The organism is Ralstonia sp. VS2407, assembly GCF_052950655.1.
In genome coordinates this window covers 240,469-258,883 of the sequence record NZ_JBRFVG010000002.1, presented here as the reverse complement: position 1 = coordinate 258,883, position 18,415 = coordinate 240,469, and the positions used below count along the sequence as shown (strand labels likewise).

The 18,415-nt window shown below is 64.5% G+C and carries 16 protein-coding genes; 2 read left to right on the top strand and 14 right to left on the bottom strand.

Translation table 11 applies throughout. From position 1 onward, the window contains the following. Positions 1-75 precede the first annotated feature (75 nt). From ACU8YE_RS04325 to ACU8YE_RS04260, 14 genes are all read right to left on the bottom strand, one after another. Positions 76-1,482 carry a sigma 54-interacting transcriptional regulator gene (locus ACU8YE_RS04325; RefSeq protein ID WP_232039697.1) on the bottom strand — a complete coding sequence of 469 codons (1,407 nt, stop codon included), beginning with the start codon at positions 1,480-1,482 and terminating at the stop codon, positions 76-78. Between the two features lie 15 nt (positions 1,483-1,497). Continuing rightward, positions 1,498-3,228, bottom strand: a complete 1,731-nt coding sequence (locus ACU8YE_RS04320; RefSeq protein WP_446928163.1) for a TadG family pilus assembly protein — start codon at positions 3,226-3,228, stop codon at positions 1,498-1,500. A gap of 24 nt (positions 3,229-3,252) precedes the next feature. Further along, positions 3,253-3,582 carry a DUF3613 domain-containing protein gene (locus ACU8YE_RS04315; protein ID WP_232039699.1) on the bottom strand — a complete coding sequence of 110 codons (330 nt, stop codon included), beginning with the start codon at positions 3,580-3,582 and terminating at the stop codon, positions 3,253-3,255. Then, complete coding sequence (locus tag ACU8YE_RS04310) at positions 3,579-4,514, bottom strand: hypothetical protein (protein ID WP_446928162.1); 936 nt, start codon at positions 4,512-4,514, stop codon at positions 3,579-3,581. The genes ACU8YE_RS04315 and ACU8YE_RS04310 overlap by 4 nt, the downstream gene beginning before the upstream one ends. A gap of 1 nt (position 4,515) precedes the next feature. Beyond that, the gene (locus tag ACU8YE_RS04305) at positions 4,516-5,505 is read right to left on the bottom strand and encodes a type II secretion system F family protein (protein WP_260801600.1); all 990 of its coding nucleotides are present in this window, start codon (positions 5,503-5,505) and stop codon (positions 4,516-4,518) included. A 9-nt stretch (positions 5,506-5,514) separates the two neighbouring features. Next, positions 5,515-6,441: a type II secretion system F family protein gene (locus tag ACU8YE_RS04300; protein ID WP_316870860.1), complete on the bottom strand. Its 927-nt coding sequence runs from the start codon at positions 6,439-6,441 to the stop codon at positions 5,515-5,517. Continuing rightward, on the bottom strand, positions 6,434-7,789 hold the full coding sequence (locus tag ACU8YE_RS04295; protein ID WP_232039703.1) for a CpaF family protein: 1,356 nt from the start codon (positions 7,787-7,789) through the stop codon (positions 6,434-6,436). Before ACU8YE_RS04295 ends, ACU8YE_RS04300 begins: the two co-directional genes overlap by 8 nt. Continuing rightward, a complete protein-coding gene (locus ACU8YE_RS04290; RefSeq protein ID WP_260801598.1) occupies positions 7,786-9,129 on the bottom strand; it encodes an AAA family ATPase in 1,344 nt (447 codons plus the stop codon). Before ACU8YE_RS04290 ends, ACU8YE_RS04295 begins: the two co-directional genes overlap by 4 nt. 9 nt (positions 9,130-9,138) lie before the next feature. Then, positions 9,139-10,503, bottom strand: a complete 1,365-nt coding sequence (locus ACU8YE_RS04285; protein WP_446928161.1) for a type II and III secretion system protein family protein — start codon at positions 10,501-10,503, stop codon at positions 9,139-9,141. Then, the gene (gene cpaB, locus ACU8YE_RS04280) at positions 10,496-11,425 is read right to left on the bottom strand and encodes a Flp pilus assembly protein CpaB (RefSeq protein ID WP_433867944.1); all 930 of its coding nucleotides are present in this window, start codon (positions 11,423-11,425) and stop codon (positions 10,496-10,498) included. Before cpaB ends, ACU8YE_RS04285 begins: the two co-directional genes overlap by 8 nt. Before the next feature lie 52 nt (positions 11,426-11,477). Beyond that, positions 11,478-11,981 carry a TadE/TadG family type IV pilus assembly protein gene (locus ACU8YE_RS04275; RefSeq protein WP_425343170.1) on the bottom strand — a complete coding sequence of 168 codons (504 nt, stop codon included), beginning with the start codon at positions 11,979-11,981 and terminating at the stop codon, positions 11,478-11,480. A gap of 64 nt (positions 11,982-12,045) precedes the next feature. After that, the gene (locus ACU8YE_RS04270) at positions 12,046-12,510 is read right to left on the bottom strand and encodes an A24 family peptidase (protein WP_316870855.1); all 465 of its coding nucleotides are present in this window, start codon (positions 12,508-12,510) and stop codon (positions 12,046-12,048) included. A gap of 92 nt (positions 12,511-12,602) precedes the next feature. Further along, positions 12,603-12,782 (bottom strand): Flp family type IVb pilin, encoded by a 180-nt coding sequence (locus tag ACU8YE_RS04265; RefSeq protein WP_024978683.1) that lies wholly within the window; start codon positions 12,780-12,782, stop codon positions 12,603-12,605. A 568-nt stretch (positions 12,783-13,350) separates the two neighbouring features. After that, complete coding sequence (locus tag ACU8YE_RS04260; RefSeq protein WP_322018815.1) at positions 13,351-14,478, bottom strand: collagen-like triple helix repeat-containing protein; 1,128 nt, start codon at positions 14,476-14,478, stop codon at positions 13,351-13,353. A gap of 489 nt (positions 14,479-14,967) precedes the next feature. Between ACU8YE_RS04260 and ACU8YE_RS04255 the strand changes: the two genes are divergently transcribed. Continuing rightward, positions 14,968-16,437, top strand: coding sequence for a collagen-like triple helix repeat-containing protein (locus ACU8YE_RS04255; protein ID WP_322018814.1), 1,470 nt, complete (start codon positions 14,968-14,970; stop codon positions 16,435-16,437). A 268-nt stretch (positions 16,438-16,705) separates the two neighbouring features. Beyond that, positions 16,706-18,379, top strand: a complete 1,674-nt coding sequence (locus tag ACU8YE_RS04250) for a ShlB/FhaC/HecB family hemolysin secretion/activation protein (RefSeq protein WP_232039709.1) — start codon at positions 16,706-16,708, stop codon at positions 18,377-18,379. Positions 18,380-18,415: the final 36 nt, after the last annotated feature.

The following is an 18,415-nucleotide window of genomic DNA, read 5'->3' as shown; positions in this document are numbered from 1 at the left end:
GCCGAAAACTATACGCGATCCGCCTCCCCAAGTGGCGCGCCGGACGCCCGCCGCGCAGGAGGGTATTGTATGGCGTCACTCCAGCTCGCGCAGCTCGGCTTCGCCGTCGGCAATCTGGTATTTGCGCATCTTTTCCCACAGCACCTTGCGGCTGATGCCCAGCGTGGCGGCGGTGTCCTGGCGGCGCCAATTGTTGGCATCCAGCGCGGCCAGGATACGGCGGCGCTCTTCTTCGCCGCCATTGCCGCCATTCCCACCGCCACTGCGCTCGCCATAGCCGCCATTGCCGCCTTCGCGCTCGAAGGCATCGCGCTGCAGGCCGGCAAACAGCGGCAGGATGCGGGCTTCGTCCCAGCGGCCGAACTGGCGCAGCGTGATGCCGATGCGCTCTGCCAGGTTGCGCAGCTCGCGCACGTTGCCGGCAAAGTAGGCGCGAGTGACCGACGCCCGCACCCATTCCGGCACCGGCGGCATGGCGTCGAAGGTTTTGTCGCCCAGCAGATGCCGCAGGAACGAAAGCAGCAGTGCGATCTTGTCGTCCGCGCCGCGCTGCTCCAGGCTCGGGATGCGCAGCTCGATCACGGCCAAGCGGAAGTACAGATCTGCCCGGAACTTGCCCGTGGCGACCATTTCGCGCAGGTTCTTGTTGGTAGCTGCCACCAGCCGGAAATCCAGCTTGACCGGCACCGTCGAGCCCAGCCGCGTGCATTCGCTGTCTTCCAGCACGCGCAACAGCTTCACCTGCTGATACAGCGGCAGATCGCCCAGCTCATCGAGAAACAGCGTGCCGCCGTTGGCTTGTTCGAAGTAGCCACGGTGCGCGTACATGGCGCCCGTAAACGCGCCCTTGGCATGGCCGAAGAACTGCGATTCGAACAGCCCGTCGGGAATCGCGCCGCAGTTGACCGCCACGAATGGCCCCTTGCCGTAGACGCTGTTCTTGTCGTGCAGCAGGCGTGCAATACGTTCCTTGCCGGCGCCGGTTTCGCCATAAAGCATGACGTTGCTGTCGCAATCGGCAAAGGTATCGACCTGCTCCAGCAACCCGTGCATGGCCGGTGATGCAGCCACGAGATCGCTCTGATCCTGCGCCTGAGCCTGCGCAGACGACATCGATGGCAGCACCTTGCTGATCTGCGCACGGAGTTCGGTCGCACCAAAATCCGGCCCAAGCACGTGCGTGTATTCGGGCGGAAAGCGGCTCGAATCATGCTGCGTATCCGCCGCCACCCAGATCACCGGCATGCCTTGCGCGGCCTGCCAGTCGAGCACCGTAAAGCCACCGCTTTCCACCACCGATGCGCTGATCACCGCCACTGCAGGCTTGAGCCGAGGCTCGGCCGGCTGAAAATCGATACCGCCTGCGCGGATGACCTCCGCCCCGAACGGCGCCATGAACCGCGCTACACGATCGGCAATGTCGTGGCGGCCTTCCCAGACAAAAATCTCAAGCGTTTCGTACGCCCAGCGATCGGTTTTCATGTCGTCGCTTCCATGTCAGTAAACCAACTCGACGGCGTCGCAGTCGAGCGAGAGGAGTTTGATGTCGGCGTAGCCGAGTTGGATGCCGAGGACTTCGAGTAGGGGGGTGAGGATGGCGTCGAGAATCTGCCCCACTGGGACGAGCGTTAGCGCCAGGATGGGAGCCAGGATAGGACTCAGATCAAGCCCTAGGACCGTAATCTGAAGCTGGCTGAGATTGCTGTTCAGGATCGAGCCAAATACGCTACCCGTCGTCACACGCGGCGGTGAATTGCCGCTTGTATCCTGCTGCGGATTTAAGCCGATTTGGTTGGCAGCAATGGTTACATCGGTCCAACCTGTATTGGCCGTCGGCGAAATATTTGCTTTGACGTTAACGACCTGGTTTCCAAGGAAGCCCAGCACTGGCATGGAGATCACTGGAGCGGGGGCCATTGGGCCACAGTTCAAGGCCGAATTCACGGCCGTCGCTGCTCCGCTGGCAATGCACGCGGACACTGGTTGCGGTTGTACCGAGATGGTGGCAGTGCAGTTCGACCGTGGAACAGTGCAACTTGTGGACTTTGCACGGCCTGTTGCGCCGGCGACTTGAAGCGCGATAGGCAAGTCCACAGCGAGCAGGCCAGCTGCGTTGACATTGATATCGAGCCCCAACCGCACTTGAGCCGTCCGCGCCTGTGTGCGCCACTGCCCCGCGTTCGGCCCTGACAAGAATTGTCCCGGAGGCCCAACCGCAATCGCCGGTGGCTCAATGATCTTCAAGGAGAGGGTGACCGTCCCCAACCCCACCAGGTTCAACGCAACAGGCGCCACATTCACAGCCGACTGGCTATTCGCAATCTGCGCAGCCGTTGTCAGGAGGTCGAGCACATTGACGGTGGCATTGAGGGCAGCCTGTTCATTGCCCGCCAGCGCCAGCACCTGCAGCAAGCCCGGCGACGAGGCTCCGCCATCGCCAATATTGATCGGCACATTCAGATCGCTGCCAAACGACAGCGCATTGCTGGCGCCTGCCCCGCCCACCGACACCCCAGCCAGGCCGGACTGCGACGCCACCGAGATCACAGCATTGAAAAAAGTCCCCAGGCTAGGCGAGAGCGACAGCAGTTCCTGCATCGACCCCGCACCCAGCGCGACCGCGAGATCGGCCAGGCGGATGTTGGTCGTGGCCAGCCCCTGATACGAAACGGCATCGATATTCAAGTTCGTGTGGAGCAGGTATCCGAGCAGCTGGTTCAGAAGTCCGTTATCGACTGAGGCAAGCCCAGACCCGAGGGAGAACGCCACGATGGATGTGTTCTTCGCAATCGCCGTCGCCGTCAGTTGCCGCCGGCCCACCATGAAGAAATACGGCACGTTCTGGGTGATCGTCACCTGCGCTGCGTTGGTGTTGCCGTCAACAGCCGCCTGCGCGGTGAAGTACGTGGGCGCCGTGCCCGCGCTGGCATCCCAGACGCCTGGCACGACTGCCAGCGTGACATTGGTGCCATCCACTGTCAGTCCGTTCTGCACCACCGCCTGTTGTGCGGCGGTCGGCAGGTCAAGCCGCTGCACGGCGGCCATCGCTGCCAGATCGGCCGAGCGTTGCAGCGCGCGCTGCTGATAGAACAGGTTGCCGATGTCGATCGACACCAACACCGCCAGTCCGACCGTGGCAATGAAGGTGGCCGTCATCACGCTGACCGCGCCACGCAGGCGGCGGAGCAAGACGGCTCGGCGAAGACGGGGGGCGGCGGCTCGTGTCACAGCGTGAGGTACGTTTCGCAGGGATCAGCGCCCAGACTGCTGAACAAGGTTGACAGTGGAGGCCCGCGTTCCGGAGCTCTGCTGTGCCAAGCCGGGCATGGCCTGGTTGAACGAATTGAGGTAGCGCTGATAGGCCAGCGCTGCCTGCTCGCCTCGCAACGGTACGAACTCGCCCGCGTAGGTGCCCTCGGCCTGCGCCTTGAGCAGTGCTCGCGTCGCATCGCCCACTTGGGTGCCGACCTTCGGCGCCGTCGCAGCGCTCTGCGGGTCGCCGCCCGAGAATCCCTGGGCGCCGGCAACGCCGCACGTCAGCCATGCCGCCACGCCAGCGGCCATCAAGATGCGGAAAGTCATTGCGAAGCCTCCAAGGTGTCAAGCAGGCGACCGCGCTGCAATGCCAGCGGGCGGGCCGATGTGTGGGTGGCGGTCGCCGCAGCGGCGATCGAAACGCCCGCAGACGCTGCGGCAGAAGGCCCGGTTGCCACAACGCGCGGCGCCATCGTCGTGGTTTCCCGAGCGATACGGCGATCTCGCCAGGCAGCGCGCACGCGGGCAACGTCGTCATCGACTGCCTTGCGCGCAGATGCCGTCAGTTGTGCATGCGACGCGAGGGATGCAGCATCGTCCTTGCGATCGTTCACGGTCAGCCAGATCACCAGATTGCCGGCGATCTTTGGGCTGGCGGCGGCCATCTGCTGCGCTTGCATCAATGGCACGCGGGCTTGCTCGACCTCGCCGGCACGCATGAGCGCGTAGCCAAGATCGCTGGCCGTGCTGGCATCGGTCGGATTCGCCTGAGCCGCGACCTGCAGCCGGCGGGCCGCCTCGGCAAAGTTGCCCTGGCGCCCCGCAACGATGCCCAGCCCGCGCCAGGCGGCGGCATTGAGCAATCCGCCTTGCGTGCCTGCACCCATGGCAGACGTGGCGCCCACTACCGCGCGGTACTCGGCATCGGCAGCGGCAAGTTGATCGGTTTCGCGCAGCGCATCCGCGCGCAGCAGCATGATTTCGGGCGCGCGGCCATAGCGTTGCTGGTAGGCATCGATATGCGCGAGCGATGCGTAATACAGGCCCTGCTCCTGCATCTTGCGAATCAGCGAAAGATACGTCGCCGGACTGGTGATCTCGGACTTCTCCTGGCTCTGACGCTGACGAGCCATTTCAATGTCGGCATCGGCGCGCAGGCTCATGTCGGACGTGGCCATCGAGCCGCAGCCAGCCAGGAGGATGGTCAACATGGCCACGCCGGCCCAGCTGGCGCGCACGGTGTTTGGGAAGCGTGTCATCTCAATGTCCCCCGGTGTGTTGCAGGCTGCGCATGACGCCCATGAAGCCGGGCCCCGCCGTGACGATCAGCAACGCGGGCAATAGCGTCAGGACCATGATCATCGTCATCTGCACGGTCAGCTTGCCCACGCGCTCCTTCAGCCGCGCGCGGCGGTTCTCCTGCAGACGGCCGCCGAACTGCCGCAGCGGCTCCTGCACCGCGCCGCCGAAGCGATCCACCTGCGTAAGCAGCGTGATGAGGCCCTTCAAGTCTTCGTTGTCGAACAGTCGCGCAATGCGCAGCAGCGTTTGCTCGCGGGGGCGGCCCGAGGCGAACTGCTGGTTGGCGCGGCCAAATTCACCCGCCAGCACGGGCAGCATGCTGTGGAACTCGTTGGCGATCACCTGCAGGCTCTGGTCAATTGACAAGCCGACGCCCTGCAGCAGCCGCAGCATGTCGACCATGACGGGCAGCTCATCGTCCATACGGCGCCGGCGGCTTTCCTTGCGGCGCCCAAGCAGCCACTTCGGCGCAAGGTAGCCCAACGCGATGCCGACAAAACTGAACACGAACACGAACAGGAGCGATGACGCATGCAACGCACCGAACACAGCAAGCAGCGGCGGCAGCAGGATACGGGTCCCACCAAAGACGGTGCGGGCGTGTTCGCCGTAGTAGCCGCACTCCTCAAGCAACTTGCGGTCTTCCTCCGTCACGATGCGGCGGCCCAGGCCGGTGTCGATCCAGCGCTGTCCCACCTTGGCAATCTGTTGCTGGATCTGCTGCGCTTCACGCGGGCCGTGCGGGCGTGGCTTGGCGGCGGGCTGCACAACCGGCGACGCAGCGGGTGCCACCGGGTTGGCCGCCGACGCGCGCATGTCGGACAGCGCCGTATCGAGCTTGCGTGCGCTGCGGTGTCGCGTGAGCGTTGCACGCAGCGCGAGCCCACCGAATACCAGCACGCCTGCGGCCGCCGCGGTCAGGCTGAGGGTGATCAGGGCATCGTCCATGCGTTCTCCTCAGACCGATTTCGCCAGCCTGGCCAGCATGACCGCACCCAGCACTTCCATGCCGAATGCCGTAAGAATCAACGTCTTGCCGAACGGGTCACGCCACATCGACATGATGTATGCCGCGTTGAACATGACGATGACACCGCCCACCACGATCGGCAGCAGGCCGATGATCCATGCGGACAAACGCGTTTCCGCCGACAGTGCAAACAGTTCGCGCTGGGCTTGCTGCCGGTCACGCATGAATGCAGCCGTGCGCTCCATCACAATGTCAGCCCGCCCGCCGTAGCGCAACGCGAGGCGCAGCACCGACGACAGCAGGACCAGTTCGTTCACGCGGTACTGCTGGCCGACGGTCAGCACCGCTGCATCGAGGTCCTTGCCCGCGCGCTGCATCTGCGTGATGGCGATCAGGCAGTTGCGCAACGGCTGCTCGGTATTGGCACTCGCCGCCTGAAACGCCGCGGGCACCGCGCTGCCGATGCTCATCAGCCGCACCACGCCATCGAGAAAGCCCGGCAACTGCGCCAGCAGGCGCTCGTTCATCTTCCGGGTGCGGTTCCAAAGCAGGAACGCAACGATCAAGACATACAGTGCTAACGCCGTCAGGGCAGAAAGCGTGCTCGACATCGCCCAGACCGCGAGCGAAATCATCAGCGCCGGGCCAATCAGCAGCGCATAAAAACGCCGGCTCGGCTCGATGTCGGCGCGGCGCAGTGCATCGTGCCAGGCGCGATTGAGCGAGTCGGGCACGCTTGCCGGCACAGGCTCCACATTCGGTTGATAACGCGCATTGATCTGCTCGGTCTGTGCGCGCACGAAGCTGCGCGACGCCTCACGCTCGCGACGGCGCACGGCCTCCGCCCACAGCATGAGCGATGCGCCCATCAGCAGCAGCGCCAGGCAACCAAACCAGAGCGTCATGCTAGACATGAAAACGGCCTCCGCCGCCGAATCCGGTCATCCCACCATCCATCCCGCCGCCCTCGCTGTTGCGCATGCGGGCCAGCTTGGGCGAATGCGGCTGCAGGCCAAGCGCCGTCCAGCGGTCGACCTCTTCGCCATCCGGGCCCACGTAGGGCTCGTAGCGGTACAGCTCCTGCGTGGAGATGATGTTGTCCCCGAGCCCCGTCACTTCCGTGATCGACAGGATGCGGCGTTTGCCGTTGGACAACCGCCCGATCTGCACGATGAAATCAATGGCGTTGGTGATCTGCCGGCGCAAGCTCACCTCACTGCCTTGGAATCCGGCAAAGCCCGCCAGCATTTCCAGCCGGTAGAGGCATTCGCGCGGGCTGCTGGCGTGAATGGTGCCCATCGACCCATCGTGACCGGTGCTCATGGCTTGGAGCATTTCCAGCACTTCGCCGCCACGCACTTCGCCCACGATGATGCGGTCGGGCCGCATGCGCAAGCTGTTGCGCAGCAGCTCCCGAATCGTGACGACGCCCGTGCCCTCGAAGCCGCCCGGCCGGCTTTCCAGGCGCACCACGTGCGGATGGTTGAGCGACAGCTCTGCCGTGTCTTCAATGGTGATCACGCGCTCGGTCGTCGGAATGTGATACGCCATGGCGTTGAGCAGCGACGTCTTGCCCGAGCTCGTACCCCCGCTCACCAGGATGTTGCATCGGGCACGCACAGCAGATTCGATCAACGCACCGATCTCTGCACTCATGGTGCCCAGGCCAAGCAGGTCTTCTGGCTTGAGCGGGTCCTTCCGGAACTTGCGGATCGACACCACCGGCCCTTCGAGGGCCAGCGGCGGAATGACCACGTTGATGCGGCCGCCGTCGGGCAAGCGCGCATCGACCATCGGGTTCGATTCATCCAACCGCCGCCCGATCGGCGCGAGGATGCGGCGCACGATGCGCAGCAGGTGGTTGTTGTCGGCAAAGCGCACCGGAATGCGCTCGAGAATGCCGTGACGCGACACGTACACGTCCAGATGACCGTTGACGAGAATGTCTTCCACCGCCGGATCGGCCAGCAGGTCTTCGATGGGGCCGAAGCCGGCCAACTCCTTGGTGAGCGCCTCGGCAATCTGCCGCACCTCCGTCTCGTTGACGGGGATGCGGCGCATGCGCGTGAAGCCTTCCACTTCCAGATCGACAAAACGCTGGATGGCCGTGCGCGACCAACGGCCGAACTCGGCGCCGAGTTCTTCGATGCGCGTCAGCAGGTGTTCGTGCGCGGCTTCCTTGATGTCCTGGAAGGCCTGCGAAACGGCGAACACGCCGTGGCCGGCGTCCGCCTGGTTGGAGAACTCGATGGGTTGGGTCATGTCGCGTTCCGTTCGGTGGTACCGATATCCAGTTCAGCGGCGTCTGCCGACTTGCGTTTGGAGCGCCCGCCAAAGCGCCCGCCCAGCCGCGCACTCACACCCGACACCCAGCTCGACACACCTGAGGCGCGCTCACTCTGCTGCGCATAGCCGAGCGTCTGGGCAATCTGGGCAAGCGCGCGCACATAGGCATCAGTAGGGTGGGTCTCGGCCAGCATCGCGCCCTGGTTGGAGGCGATCACCAGCGCTTCGCGGCGGTTCGGCACGGTCAGCACCGAGGGGATCTCCAGCCGCTCGGCAATCTGCGCTGCATCCAACGACAGGCGCGAGTCGAACTTCGAAATGGTCAGGTGCAGGTGGTCGCGGTCAATCTCGCGCTTCTTGAGTTCCTGCATCAGCTCGGCGGCCGACACGATGGCGCCTACGCTCTGCTCGGTTACCAGCATCACGTCGTCGGCGGCCTTGATGATCTGTGCGATGAAGTCGATGTTGCCGAACCCGCCCAGGTCAACGACCTGCAGGTCGAAGAACGTACGCAGCCGATTGAGCAGGCCGAGCGCTTCAGAGAACGAGATGTCGCGCATTTCCGCCAGCGAGATCGGCAGCGGCAGAACGGCAAGCCCGTTCGGATGACGCGACAGCGCGGTCTGTACAAACACCTGGTCGAAGCGACGCAGGTTGCGCACGGCCTCGACGAAATGGAAATTGGCCTGCACGTTCAGGTACAGCGCGCCATCACGCAGCGGCTGCCCCAGGTCGAGCAGCATCACATCACTGGCCGACGTGCGGCGCACGAGCGTGGCCAGATTGGTGGCCAACGTTGTGGCGCCCACGCCGGGGCGTGCGCCCAACACGGCCAGCACGCGGCCGCGGCGGGTCGGCTCAGCCGATGCGCGCTCCGCCAGCAGGCGGCGCACCACGCGCACAGCCTCGGCCGGTGCGCCGTCCACATCGACGAAATCCTTGACCCCTGCGCGCAAGGCAGCCAGCATCGCGCGGCCATCGGCAGCGGAGCCCACAGCCACCAGCGGCAAGCCCGGAAACAAGCGCGTGAGTTGCGCGACCAATTGCGTCGCCTCGTTGATGGCGTCGGCGCCCTCGCCAAGCTTCTGGTCGTGATCTGGCACATCAATGAGCGTGGGCGACGAGGCAAAGCGCACGAACACGACCTCGGGGTTCACTGCGCCAATCTGTTCGATGAACGCGTCGTGGCCGGTCGTCTCGGCCACCAGCACGCCCAGCTCGCGAATCGCCCCCGCCAGCCAGCGGTGCACCGCTGCCGCCTGGGCGTCGCCTTGCATACCGCCACGCGCGCCGCCGTGCAGAAGGAAGTAATCCATGCCGGCCCCTTACTTCGAGAACCCGGGCATGGTGGCCGGATCCGCCACCCCCAGGGCAAACGGCCGCCACACAGCGTCGCCTGCGGTATCGCGATCCTGCCCGCCGCTCTGTCCCGGCAGCATCTTGTCGATCGGCGCATTGCGTGCCATCGGCTTGACCAGATGGGGCGTGACGATGATCACCAACTCCCGTTCTTCCTGGTTGTAGTTCAGGCGCTTGAAGAACGTCCCGATGATCGGCACGTCGCCCAGGAACGGCACCTTGTCGACGTTGGACAGCGTCGATCGGCTGACGAGCCCGCCGATGACAAAGCTCTCGCCATCGCCGAGTTCAACGGTCGTATCGGCACGGCGCGTGACGATGGCCGGCACCGTTGCGCCATTGAGCGTGACGCCTCGGCTGAAATCCAGGTCGCTCGCTTCAGGCGCCACTTTCAGGGCGATGCGGTTTTCCGACAGGATCGTCGGTGAGACCGTCAGCCCGATGCCGAACGGCTTGTACTCGATGGTGGTGGTACCCAGCGCTTGCGGCACGGGAATTGGAATCTCGCCGCCGGCCAGAAAGTTGGCGCTCTGGCCTGACAAAGCAACCAGGCTCGGCTCGGCCAGCACGCGCGCCATGCCGTTCGATTCCATCAAACTCAGGTTGCCAAAGAGCCCCTTGCTGACTGATCCGATCAGCAGGTTGAATGCCGAACCGATCGGCATGGTCGACTCGGTCGACAACCCCGAAGAGCCGAATGTGTACTTGGTCAGCGATGAGGGGGAGAACGTGCTGAAGCTGAAACCGCCACGCGTGCGGCTAAAGGAGAAGCCCGCTTCCTTCAGCACCGTCTTGCTGAACTCCACCACACGCACGTCGACCTGCACCGTGCCCGGCACGTTCATCGAGGTGGTGTCGATGACGTTGCCGCCTTTAGGTTTTTCCCCGCCGCTGGCTACGGCGGCCGAGCGGCGCGCACGGGCAAGCGCGTAGACGTCTTTAGGCTGGCCTGACACGACGGCGCTATCGCCCTGCGCAACCACGGCCGGATCGCCAGGCAGAGGCGCCGCGGCGTCCACTTGGACGTTGTAAGTCGTCGCAACGCCGCCCTGCGTCCAGACCATCACGTTGGCCGCGCCCGGCTTCTTGGCGATGATCAAAACGCTCGTGGCCGTGCCGCGCCCCTTGAGCAGCAACGCATCGGCAATCTCAGGGTTGCCGATGGCAATGCGCTCGAGCGGTTTGCCCAGGCGAATTTCGCGCTGACTGCCTGTCAGGAGATGAAGCGTCTGGCCGGTCGGTGCCGTCTCGGCAAATGCGCTCGGCACGAAGGCGGCGCAGCCCAACGCGAGTACGCCCATCCAACCGCGAACCATGGCGGCATCAGTCATGTTGCTCCTCACGTTTTCCTGCGCGGATGATTTCTACGCCGCCGGTGGCGACCGTATTGGTTCGTGCGGTTGCGCGCGTTGACGCCACCACGGGCAGTGGTGGCACCTGGAGCACCGGCGAGCGCCGCGCCGCCCCTGTCAGGCTGGCAAGCGATACCCCGGCCTGTGCCACGTCCATCGGATTGCGGTTCGCGGCAGCCAACAGGGCTGCGTCCTGCGGCTTCACGGTCGGCTCGGCGTCGTCTCCGGGGTTGCGCAGCGCCAGCAGCAGGCGGCCGCTCTGATGTGCCATCGCCAACTGGCTGACCGCTTCCACCGGCACTGCCAGCACGGCCGTCTTGGCTTGATCGACCTTGCGCGTGACCCCGGTGTTCTCGGGCTGCTTCTGCGCCCCTTCATTGACGGCCAGCGGGCCAAACGCCAGCACGCGCAGGTGCGGCAACAGCAGGCGCGCCTGGCTGTCTACGACCTCCTGGCCATCCTTGCGCATCACCAGGAACACATCGACGTAATCGCCCGGCATCACGCGGTTGCCCACACCGATCACCTCGTCCACGTTGATGGCGACCGCCCGCTGCCCGGCCTCCACCTGCTGCGCAAGGCCCGACGACAGTTGCGAGGCAATCAACGGCACGCCGACGCCGACCGGCAGAATGGGTTCACGCCCAACCACCTTCGTCACGTCCGAAAACGCCTCGGCCGGATTGATGGGCAGTTGCTCGACGGCCAACTGGTCCGCGGTGATGGGCTTGCCCGCCTCAAGCGGTTTCGTGGTCACGACCACCGGATAGACGGTCTTGCCGTCTTTCTGCGCGGCGACGGGCGCCGGCGGGCGATGCGCCGTCTTCCATGCCACGGCGCCAAGAATGGCAGCCAGCAGCAACAGCGCGGCGGCGAAGATCTGGAGGTGTTTGCTGGTCATCTGGGCGGCGTGTCCGAGCGATCGATCAAGAGGGGCAGCGAACTGAAAAGTGTCAGGAGCCAGGCACCAGTTGCACGACGGCTGAACCCGTCAATGTGTCCGGTGCGGGCAACAGGGGTATCGACGGCAGCAAAGGGTTATTGCCGGAGGTCACGGGCAATGTCAGGACCACGCTCAGGCATTGCATGCCTGCCACGTTCTGGCAATCCACGAGCGGGGTGCTGTTCTGATTGGTCTGCACCCGTCCGGTAAGGAACGTGGGGAGTACCGACGTCACGGCCGCATAGGCGGCTGCCACGCGTTGCGTGTTGGAAGGCTGATAGCGGAGCGCGGCGCGTGCGCCCTCTTCCGCCGCCAGGGTCAGCGCCTGCTGCATGGCGAGGATCATGCCGTAGTAGACGATGCCGAGCATGAGCACCAGCAGCACCGGCACGACGACGGCAAATTCGACTGAAGCCGCGCCGAGACTGCCTTGCCGCCGGGGGCAGCGGCCAGCATGCGTGCGGACTTGCGGGTGCATGCCAGCACCCTCCCGTTCCCGTTGCAATGTCGGCATGGCCGACTCCTTTCTTATAGGCTGGCCGCTTGGCGGCTCTTGTTCAACGCTTCAACTGTCTGAACTACATGCCCGGCAGCCATGGCATGCGCATCGCCTGGGGCACCCATGGCAGGCTCAGCAACCCGATTGCCATATAGGCGGCGTACGGGATGCCGCGGCGCCCTGCCTGAGCGGTGTCCCAACGCACGATCGCTGGGCACACGCGCATCACGATCCACGCAGGTGGCGACGACGCATCGAACTGGCGTAACACCATGATGGCGAGCGCGTGCAGGCCGGAAATCATGCTCGAGACAAGCCATACGGCCACAAGGCCATGCCAGCCAGCAAGCAGGCCGACGACAGTGAAGAACTTCACGTCGCCGGCGCCCATCCAGCCAACCGCATACAGCGGCAGGAAGCAGGCAAATGCGATCGCCCCGCCGAGCCAGAAGTCCTGCCAGTCATAGGCAAGGTGCTGTACCCCACCGAACTCAATCAGAGCGACGGACAGCATTACCCCCGCGACGACGAGCCAGTTCGGCACCCGCCGAGCGCGGAAATCCAGCGTGATTGCAAGAACGGAAAGGACTACGACCCCTGCCCAGCCGGGCGTATCGACGTGGCCGTACCAGGTTGCTAGCAAGCCACGTTCTTGTTGACGGCTTGGCAGATAGACGCAAACACGCTCTCAAGCTTGGTGCCGAGCGTGGACACGATCGTCACGATCGCTGCTGCGATGAGGCCAGCGATCATGCCGTACTCGACGGCAGTGGCACCTTGTTCGTCACGGATGAACTTCAGAATGGCGTTCTTCATGATCTCTCTCCTGTTTGCACTCGCCCGCGGATGTGTTGATCCCGACCAGCTTTCGGCGCTCCAACCTTAGCCAGTTCATATTTGGTAATAGCGAATTAAACGCATGGGGATTTACAGCGATGACACGACCAGCAAAAAAATCTCGCCGCCCGCGCCGTTCCACTAATGGAACGGAATTCAAACATCACCGAACGGAGTGTCCCGCACACGCCCGATGATCAACCGCACGCCCCCCATGGGCATTCATTTTTTGCGGCGTGTCACGTATGTCACGTAACACCCCGTAACGAATTTATAGGCGTGCGGCATCGCAAACAAAATAACTCAATTGAGGTACTTGCCTGAAATTAGAGTGAAACCTCTATTTAATGCCGTTAAAGATGCGCCAACCCTCTGAAAACTAATGGAAATCCCCTAATGATCCTAAGACTAGATCGATTATCCGGATGGGTTTCCCATTAATTCTCGGGGCCAGTCTGAACGCTCCCCATTTCTGTCCAGGCAAAAAAAGGATGCGCGAGCGACGGGAACACGCCCGCGCACCTTCAAGAGCACAGACAGGTACTGCTCAGTGCGCCAGGCTGCCAACGCCGCCCAGCAAATTGGTGACAGGGGCCAGCGGATTGCTGCTGCCCGATGCGCCGCCGGCCGCGCTGGTCGCGCCGCTCAGCAGGTTGGTGACAGGAGCCAGCGGGTTGCTGCCGCCGGCCGCGCCGCCCAGCAGGCCCGTGACGGGGGCCAGAGGGTTGGAGCCTCCAGCAGCGCCACCCAGCAAGCCGGTCAACGGAGCCAGCGGGTTCGTGCCGCCGGTGCCGCCGCCCACGCCGCCGAGCAGGCCTCCCAGCGGATTGCTGCCCGCCGAACCGCCGGTCGTTGCGACGCCGCCCACCGCCGCAACCGTGGTGCCGAGTGAAGTCACCACCGGGCCCAAATTCGAGACCACCGGCACGCCGGTTCCGGTGATGGTGTTGCCGGCACCCGCCACGCCGCCGCCAACGGTCCCCAACAGGTTGTTCAAGGCCCCGCCCAGGCCCGTCGAATCGCCAATCATCTGGGTGGCGCCGCTGACCTGCGTAGTCACCGGCACGATGGCCGTGCTCAGTTGCTGCGTCACCTGCTGAACCGCGCCGGAAGACAGTGCGCTACCCAGCAACGTGCCGCCGCCGATCAGCGCTTGGCCGATCTGCTGAACGCCGCCGCCCACCGGCTGGGTGATCGGTGCGAGCGGTGCGCCAGAGCCTTGGCCGAGGCCCTGCACGAGGGAGCCGGCGCTTACGGTTGCCTGGCCGAGGTCCGTCACGACATTGCCGGTGCTGGCCACCGTCGTGCCAATCGGGTTGGGGTTCTGACCCATCTTGCCGAGCCCGGTCTGGATGCCGAGACCGAGATCGCTGACCGCTTTGCCCGTGTTGTCCACGGTGCCGCCGAGGCCTGCCTTGGCTTGGTCCGACAAGCCTGGAATGTTTGCGTTTTGGAGCGTTGAGCCCAGGCTGCTGACTGCCTGGCCGGTCGCCACAACGGTGTTGCCGGTGCCGTTTGCGACCTTGCCGACGGGGGTCACGCCCGTCGTGTCGCTCGGGCTCGGATTCGGCGAACTGCCGGAGCCGGAGCCTCCCGAAGAGCAAGCCGCCAGCATGAGAGCGGCAACAGCGCAGGCCAAGGGCGCAACGCGCATGGAGTGTCGAATGTGAGTCATGGTCCGTCCCCTTCTTGGAATGATGTGTCTTGATGTCTGAGCTCGGTATTGCGGACTGCGGGCCACATTCTGCAAATGGCATGCCAGGCGCAGTAGAAGGCGGATTCAGTTTTCAAAGGACGGCGTGGTTATTGGTTTTGTAGGCAGCGCGCCAGGTATTACCCGGCCCTGAACACAGACCGTTTCCCTCCCAAATCCGTGTTCCGAGCGTTACGACGTAACGTGACACGGGAACACATTCACCTCGGACATAACCCCATGAGCAAACGTTTAACCCCCACTTTGGTGGGGTATGTAAATCCCATATTCGGATTAGTTTTCACAATCTCTCCATTTTTATTGAGCCAAGCACAGCAAATTCCGAGAGCCCATTACGCAATGCGTAATAATGGCGACATGGCACACCGTTTGCAGAGTCCGGCCACCTCACATCGACAGTGAGACATTTTCCAGCTGACTAAAGCGGACTTTTAAAACGGGAGATCCATCATGAATAAGAACATCAAGTGCCTGGCCGCCACCATGGCAAGCCTGTTGGTTTTGGGTGGTTGCGCCAGCTCCGGCTCCGGGGACATGGGCAGCTCGCTGGGAGGCTCGAACGGCGGCGGCTCCAATAACAACGGCAGCGGTTCAACGCCGACGCCTTCGCCTTCGCCGTCGCCGTCGCCCTCTCCTTCGCCCTCTCCTTCGCCGTCCCCCAGCCCGACGCCGGCGCCCGCTCCGCTGACGCCGACTGGCGCCGTCCTCAACAATACGGGCGGCATCGTGACGGCGGCCGGCTCGACTGTGAGCGGCCTCGGCAAGACCATCGCCACCGCACCGCTGCCCTCGCAACTGAGCGGCGTGCAGACCGGCCTGGGCGGTGTGGTTGAAAACGCCGGCGCGACGGTTTCGGCGCTGGGCACGGGCGTACAGGACGGGTTGGGCAGCATCGGCCGCAACGCCAATCCGGTGGGCACCACGGTTTCCAGCCTCGGGAATGTGGTGACCGGCGCAGGCAACACGGTCACGAGCGCCGGCACGTTGGTCAACAACCTTGGCACTGGCCCGTTGGCGCCGCTGGCTCCGGTGACAACACCCCTGGCAGGCGTGGTCACGCAAGTCGGTCAAGCAGTTGCAAACGGGGGCGGCACGCTGGGCACAGCGCTGTCGAGTGGCCCCGTCGAGCAACTCACGCAGCAGCTGAGCACGGCCATCGTGCCGCTGACCTCGCAGATCACCAGCGGTACGCAGACACTGGGCGCGGCCACGGGCCTCGGGTCGCCGGCAAACACGCTGCTGGGCACGATCGGCGGCGCGGTGGCCAATGGCGGCACGACCCTCACCGCAGCGAACGTTCCGGTGGTGAGCGGCCTGGGTGGCGTGGTGACGGCCACGGGCAACACGGTTGCCGCACTGGGCGGCGTGGTGTATTCGCCGACAGCATCGGGCGGCAACCCGCTGGCTCCGATTACCGGCGCACTCGGCGGTCTTGGCGGCGCGGGCGGCTCCAATCCGCTGGCTCCCATCACAGGCTTGCTGGGCGGCCTGGGTGGCGCGACGGGCGGCAGCAACCCGCTCGCTCCGATCACCGGCGCACTCGGCGGTCTTGGCGGCGCTGGCGGTGCCAATCCGTTGGCTCCGATCACGGGTTTGGTAGGCGGCCTGGGTGGCGCGACGGGCGGCAGCAGCCCGCTCGCTCCGATCACCGGCGCACTTGGTGGTCTCGGCGGCGCGGGTGGCGCCAACCCGCTGGCGCCCATCACTAGCGCACTGGGCGGCCTGGGTGGCGCAGCCGGCGGTGCCAGCAACCCGCTCGGCCCCGTCAGCACGCTCACGGCTCCGGTTGGCAACGTGGTCACCACGGTAGGCACGGGCTTGGCGTCGGCCGGCGGGGCCACACCGCTGGCGCCGGTCACTGGCGCGGTGGGCGGTCTGCTGGGCACGGTGGGCACCGCACTGGGCGGCACGCCCCGCTGATCCAGGCTCTGCGCTTCGGCGGACCGGCTATCACGCCAGTCCGCCGCTGTCACGTTTCAAACGCACCGATGCCGCGCAATGCGGCATCGTCATTGGGCTGGCTGCCACGCACCGACGCATCCCAGTATTTACCTGGGCCGTTGCGTCGCGTGAACGCTCCCTCTATGTGTCTTGTTGTAAAGCACCATGTCTCGCGGTTATCGTTTGATGCAACGCGCGGCTGCACGGCTTCGCGATACCACAAACGAAAACCACGGAGGAGACAGGCGTGCGGACCACCACCATGCGGTTGGCCCTGGCCACAGGCGTAGCACTGACCGGCCCGGCACTGAGCTGGGCACAAAGCAGCCCCAACCAAGGCAACCCGATCGACACGCTTCCCAAAGTCGATACGTCCCGCCCGCCCCAGCAGAAGATCCAGGTAGAAGTGCAGCGGCCGAACCCGGCGCTGGAAAATCTGCTTGCCACGCATCTCACACCGACCAAGTTCCAGATCGAAGGCGTCAAGACGCTACCCTTCCCCGAGGTGGCCGCGCATTTCGCACCCTTGGCCGGGCACGACATCACCGTCGCGCAACTGCTGCAGGCCGCGAACGATGTCACCAAGCTGTATGCCGACCGCGGTTTCCCACTCTCGTTTGCGTTTGTGCCGGCACAGACGTTTGAAGGCGGCGTCGTGCGCGTCACGGTGGTTGAAGGCTATGTGGCCCGCATGCGCATCGAGGGCACACCCGGGCCGCTGGAAGGCCGCCTGCGCGAAATCTCGCAGCGCCTGATGAATGAGAAACCCCTGCGCCGCGAAACCTTCGAGCGCGTGACGGGTGTGCTCGCGCTGCAACCCGGCGTGCAGATCACCGCGACCGTGCAGCCGCCCACCACCACCGATGGCGCGAGCGAGCTCGTGTTGAACGTGAAGCGCCAGCCGTACACCATCGGCACGGGCGTCGAATACCGCTCGCCGGGTGTGCGGGCAATCATCACGGGCACGCTCAATAGCGTGACGCCGCTGGGTGAGCAGATCACCGTCTCGACGCTGCAACCGCGCGGGTCCGATCACGAGACGTTCTACTCCGCAACCTGGGCGCAGCCGATCGGCACCGATGGGCTGCTTGCGAAGCTCACGTGGTCGCACTATCGCGGCATGCCCGAAAATCTGCCGCTGGAGCAACTGGGCTATCAATCGCGCTACCTGACCGACACGCAGCGGCTCGGGTTGTCATTGAGCTATCCGGTGTTGCTGTCGAACTCGCGCAGTCTGACGGTGACGGGCACTTTCTACGGCAACGACGACAAACAGCGCTATACGCCACAAAACCCCGGTTTTGCTCAAACTGAACTGGATGCCAAGGTGCGCGTGGCCGGCGCCGAAGCGCTGTATACGGAAGTGAAACCCGGTGAAACGCGCCGCGCGTCGCTCGGCCTGTACCAAGGTATCAACAGCCTGGGCGCAGGCAAATCGGTTAACAACAACGTCGACCTGAGCTTCCTGCGCACGCGCATCACCGCCAGCGAAGCCCACGACCTGCCCCTGGGTTTTGGCGTGGTGGTGTCGGGTGCGGCGCAGTACAGCGGCGCGGTGCTGCCGTCATCGGAACAGATCAGCTTTGGCGGCCGCTTCTTTGGCCTCGCCTATCCGGCCGGTGAAGTGGCGGGCGATCGCGGCTGGGGTGCGTCGGTCGAACTCAACCGTGCCTTCCAGGTATCGATGGATTACCTGAAAACCGTGCAGCCCTACGTGCTGTACGACACCGCAAAGGTCTATTCAAACGCAAGCACGCTCGTGCATGATCAGCTCGGATCGATCGCGCTGGGTGTGCGCTTCTCCGATCGGAAGTACTACACGCTGGACCTCGCGATCGCGCGACCGGTCGGCGACAAACCGATCAATTCCAGCTCCCGCAGCCTGCGGTTCAACGCGGCCTACACCTACCAGTTCAACTGACACGCGCTGCTATCGTGAACACGTGAACGAAATTTT

Excerpts from the sequence above, each read along its gene's own strand:
- ACU8YE_RS04325 (WP_232039697.1), bottom strand. The coding sequence starts at position 1,482 with ATGAAAACCGATCGCTGGGCGTACGAAACGCTTGAGATTTTTGTCTGG.
- ACU8YE_RS04305 (WP_260801600.1), bottom strand. The coding sequence starts at position 5,505 with ATGGACGATGCCCTGATCACCCTCAGCCTGACCGCGGCGGCCGCAGGC.
- ACU8YE_RS04275 (WP_425343170.1), bottom strand. The coding sequence starts at position 11,981 with ATGCCGACATTGCAACGGGAACGGGAGGGTGCTGGCATGCACCCGCAA.
- ACU8YE_RS04265 (WP_024978683.1), bottom strand. The coding sequence starts at position 12,782 with ATGAAGAACGCCATTCTGAAGTTCATCCGTGACGAACAAGGTGCCACT.
- ACU8YE_RS04260 (WP_322018815.1), bottom strand. The coding sequence starts at position 14,478 with ATGACTCACATTCGACACTCCATGCGCGTTGCGCCCTTGGCCTGCGCT.
- ACU8YE_RS04315 (WP_232039699.1), bottom strand. The coding sequence starts at position 3,582 with ATGACTTTCCGCATCTTGATGGCCGCTGGCGTGGCGGCATGGCTGACG.
- ACU8YE_RS04300 (WP_316870860.1), bottom strand. The coding sequence starts at position 6,441 with ATGTCTAGCATGACGCTCTGGTTTGGTTGCCTGGCGCTGCTGCTGATG.
- ACU8YE_RS04310 (WP_446928162.1), bottom strand. The coding sequence starts at position 4,514 with ATGACACGCTTCCCAAACACCGTGCGCGCCAGCTGGGCCGGCGTGGCC.
- ACU8YE_RS04290 (WP_260801598.1), bottom strand. The coding sequence starts at position 9,129 with ATGGATTACTTCCTTCTGCACGGCGGCGCGCGTGGCGGTATGCAAGGC.
- ACU8YE_RS04285 (WP_446928161.1), bottom strand. The coding sequence starts at position 10,503 with ATGACTGATGCCGCCATGGTTCGCGGTTGGATGGGCGTACTCGCGTTG.
- ACU8YE_RS04255 (WP_322018814.1), top strand. The coding sequence starts at position 14,968 with ATGAATAAGAACATCAAGTGCCTGGCCGCCACCATGGCAAGCCTGTTG.
- cpaB (WP_433867944.1), bottom strand. The coding sequence starts at position 11,425 with ATGACCAGCAAACACCTCCAGATCTTCGCCGCCGCGCTGTTGCTGCTG.
- ACU8YE_RS04295 (WP_232039703.1), bottom strand. The coding sequence starts at position 7,789 with ATGACCCAACCCATCGAGTTCTCCAACCAGGCGGACGCCGGCCACGGC.